This window comes from Micromonospora sp. D75 (assembly GCF_018070405.1).
In the GTDB taxonomy this organism is placed as follows: Bacteria; Actinomycetota; Actinomycetes; order Mycobacteriales; family Micromonosporaceae; genus Micromonospora; species Micromonospora chalcea.
Window position 1 is genome coordinate 1 of the sequence record NZ_JAGPXV010000640.1, and the last position, 3,343, is coordinate 3,343.

The 3,343-nt window shown below is 74.3% G+C and carries 3 protein-coding genes; 1 reads left to right on the forward strand and 2 read right to left on the reverse strand.

The window, feature by feature from the left end; translation table 11 throughout:
* A partial coding sequence (locus KBX39_RS26920) for an FAD-dependent oxidoreductase (protein ID WP_210873148.1) occupies positions 1-562 on the reverse strand: 562 nt, incomplete at its 3' end.
* A gap of 92 nt (positions 563-654) precedes the next feature.
* Between KBX39_RS26920 and KBX39_RS26925 the strand changes: the two genes are divergently transcribed.
* Positions 655-1,755 carry a serine hydrolase gene (locus KBX39_RS26925; RefSeq protein WP_210873149.1) on the forward strand — a complete coding sequence of 367 codons (1,101 nt, stop codon included), beginning with the start codon at positions 655-657 and terminating at the stop codon, positions 1,753-1,755.
* A 353-nt stretch (positions 1,756-2,108) separates the two neighbouring features.
* On the opposite strand, the gene KBX39_RS26930 is transcribed toward KBX39_RS26925, so the two are convergent.
* The coding region (locus KBX39_RS26930) for a deoxyribodipyrimidine photo-lyase (RefSeq protein WP_210873151.1) at positions 2,109-3,343 on the reverse strand (1,235 nt) is incomplete at its 5' end.

Genomic DNA, 3,343 nt, shown 5'->3' on the forward strand with positions numbered 1-3,343 from the left:
CGAGTTCCAGCCCGATCGCGCCGCCGCCGAGCACCAGCAGCGACGCGGGCAGCTCCTCCACCTCGATGGCCTGGTGATTCGTCCAGTACGGCGTGTCGGCCAGCCCGTCGATCGGCGGGACCGAGGGCCGGGTGCCGGTGCCGAGGACCACGCCGTACCGGGCCTGGAACACCTGGTCGCCGACGCGTACCCGGTTCGGGCCGTCGAGCCGCCCGCTGCCCCGGACGAACCGGCCGCCCTTGCCGGTGAAGCGGTCCACCGCCACCTTGTCGTCCCAGGTGTCGGTGGCCTCGGCGCGGATCCGCTTCGCCACCGGCGCCCAGTCCGGCCGCACCTGGGCGGACCCGGCCAACTCGTTGACCCGGTGCGCCTCGGCCAGCGCGTTCGCCGCCCGGATCATCATCTTGCTCGGCACGCACCCCCAGTAGGGGCACTCGCCGCCGACCAGGTCCCGTTCGATGCCGACCACTGTGAGGCCGGCCTCGGCGAGCCGTCCGGCCACCTCCTCGCCGCCGACGCCGAGCCCGACCACTACTACGTCAACCTGTTCCGGCTCCGCCATTCCGCAAGCATTCCGTACCTTCGGGACACCGGCCACCGCACCGGCCCCGAATTCCCGCGCTCGTCACGAACGCGACCGCCTACCGTGGCCGCATGCACACGCGCTTCACCCCGGTCCGGGACTGCTTCCACGACCTGTTCGTCACCGGCCGGGAGACCGGCGCGTCGCTCGCGGTGTGGCACGACGGCGTACCGGTGATCGAGCTGATGGGCGGCACGGCGGCGGCGGTCCCGCCCAGTGCGGTCGCACCGATGGCAGGGGCGGACCGCGCGTGGCGTCCGGACACGCTCGTGGACGTCTACTCGACCGGCAAGCCGGTGGTGGCGCTCTGTCTGCTGCTGCTCGTCGACCGGGGCCGGGTCGACCTGGACACGCCGGTGTCGGCGTACTGGCCGGAGTTCCGCACCCCGGCGACCGTCCGGCAGGTCCTCGCCCACACCGCCGGGCTGCCCGCCTTCCCGGTGCCCCGCCCCGCCGCGGCCATCGCCGACTGGGGCCTGCTCTGCGCCGACCTGGCGGCGGCCGAGCCGGAGTGGGACCCGGGCGCCGTCGCGGGCGAGCACGCCTGGACGTACGGGCACCTGGTGGGCGAGTTGGTCCGCCGGGTGGACGGGCGGCCGGTGGGCCGGTTCCTGGCCGAGGAGATCGCCGGTCCGTGGCGCCTGGACCTGGCCTTCGGGCTGGGTGAGGCCGACCGGCGGCGGTGCGCCGACCTGTCGTACGCCGATCCGGCCTGGCCGGACGCGATGCGCGGCGAGCCGGGTTCGTTGCGGGCGCGGGCGCTGGACAACCCGCCCGGCGGGCGCGACGTCGCGATGGTGAACAGCGACCTCTGGCGGGCCGCCGAGATCCCGGCGGTGAACCTGCACGCCACCGCCGCCGGGCTCGCCCGGCTGTACGGGGGCCTGCTCGCCGGCGGCGCCCTGGACGGGGTACGCCTGTTCAGCCCGGAGCTGGTCGCCGAGGCGACGCGGGTGCAGTATTCCGGGCCGGACCTGCTGCTGGACCGGCCGGTGGACTGGACGCTCGGCATGCAGTGGGAGCCGGACGGCAGCTGGGGCATGGGCGGGATCGGCGGCAGCAGCGCCTGGGCCGACCCGGAGCGGGGCTACACCTTCGCGTACGCGACCGCCCGGCTGGCCGACCACGATCGGGTGGAGGAGCTGGTCGAGGCGCTGCACTCCTGCCTCTGACGGTCAGTCACGTTCTGTGATTCCGGCGCGTCGTCACGCAGCGCATTCGGCCGGCAGTCGCGCTGGCTTCCCCTTTTCCGACTTTGCTCTGCACCCATTGGCGCAGCACCGAGTTGAGCAGCGGATTTCCGCTAGGTCCGAAATCCGCGAGAGGCCCGCACGGTCACGTTCCGCAACGGGTGCGGATATGGCTGCAGAGCAAAGTCGGCCGGAGGTGGATGGCGCGGGCTAGAGGTGCAGTCACCCGCAGTAATCGTGGGCGCCGTGCTGCGGCCCGCGCGGGCCGCCAGCGACGTTGGGCTCGTGTGACGTTCGCGCTCGTGCGCGGGCGGCGGGCGGCGAGGGGGAGGGCGTCAGCGGAGCCAGACCGGGTCGGCGCCGGGCACCTCCAGCGGCGGCGGGTAGTCGAGCGTGCGACGCACAGCGTCGGGCAGCCGCCACGGCTGGTGCACCGCCTTGCCCGCCACCGATTCCAGCTCCGGCACCCACCGCCGCACGTACGCGCCGTCGGGGTCGTAGCGCTCGGCCTGCCGTACCGGGTTGAAGCCGCGGTACGGCCGGGTGTCGTTGCCGGTGCCGGCCACCCACTGCCAGTTGCCGGAGTTGTTGACCCGGTCGCCGTCGAGCAACCACCGGAAGAAGACTTCCAGGCCGGGCCGCCAGTCCAGCCCGAGGTGCTTGGTCAGGTAGCCGGCGGTGATCAGGCGGGCCCGGTTGTGCATCCAGCCCTCGGCGCGCATCTGACGCATGCCGGCGTCCACGATCGGCATGCCGGTCCGTCCCTCGGTCCAGGCGTCGAGCGCGTGCTCGTCGTACCGCCAGTCCTCCCGGGCGCCCCGCCGGTAGGCGGCCGTGGACAGGTCCGGGAATCCGGCGACGACCTGGTGGTAGAAGTCGCGCCAGCAGAGCTGCCGGACGAACGGGCCGTCGCGGTCGCCGGCCCGGGTCGCCACCGCCAGCGGGGAGACGCAGCCGAAGCGCAGGTACGGGCTGAGCCGGGAGGTCTCGTCGCCGGCCATGTCGTCGTGGATGTCGTCGTACCGATGAAGGGTGGGCAGCCAGGCGGTGAGCCGGCGGCGGGCGGCGTTCTCCCCGCCCACGGCGGCGGCCGGGCTGTCGCCCTTCGGCGGGTCGGGCAGGCGGCCCGGGTCGACGCCGTCGGGCAGCCGGACCCGCTTCGGCGCGGCCAGTTCGTCCCGCAGGCGCACGCCCTGCCAGGCGCGGAAGTAGGGGCTGAACACGCGGTAGTGGTCGCCGCCGCTCGGGCGCAGCGCGCCCGGCTCGACGATCGTCAGGCCGGGGAACAGCCGCAGGAACATGCGGTGCCGGTCGCACTCGGCGCGCAGGCGGCGTTCCCGGCGGCGGGCGTAGTGGCTGACGTCGGCGGAGAGCCCGACGCCCTCGGCGCCCACCTTCCGGGCCAGCTTCACCGTCTCGGCCACCGGGTCGCCGCGCCTGATCACCAGGTCGCCGCCGCGCTTGCGCAGCGCCTCGCGCAGGTCGGCCAGGCTCTGGTGCAGGAACCGGGTGCGGTTCGGCGAGAGCTGCTGCAACTCCGGGTCGAGCACGTAGAGCGGCACCACCCGCT

Excerpts from the sequence above, each read along its gene's own strand:
- KBX39_RS26925 (WP_210873149.1), top strand. The coding sequence starts at position 655 with ATGCACACGCGCTTCACCCCGGTCCGGGACTGCTTCCACGACCTGTTC.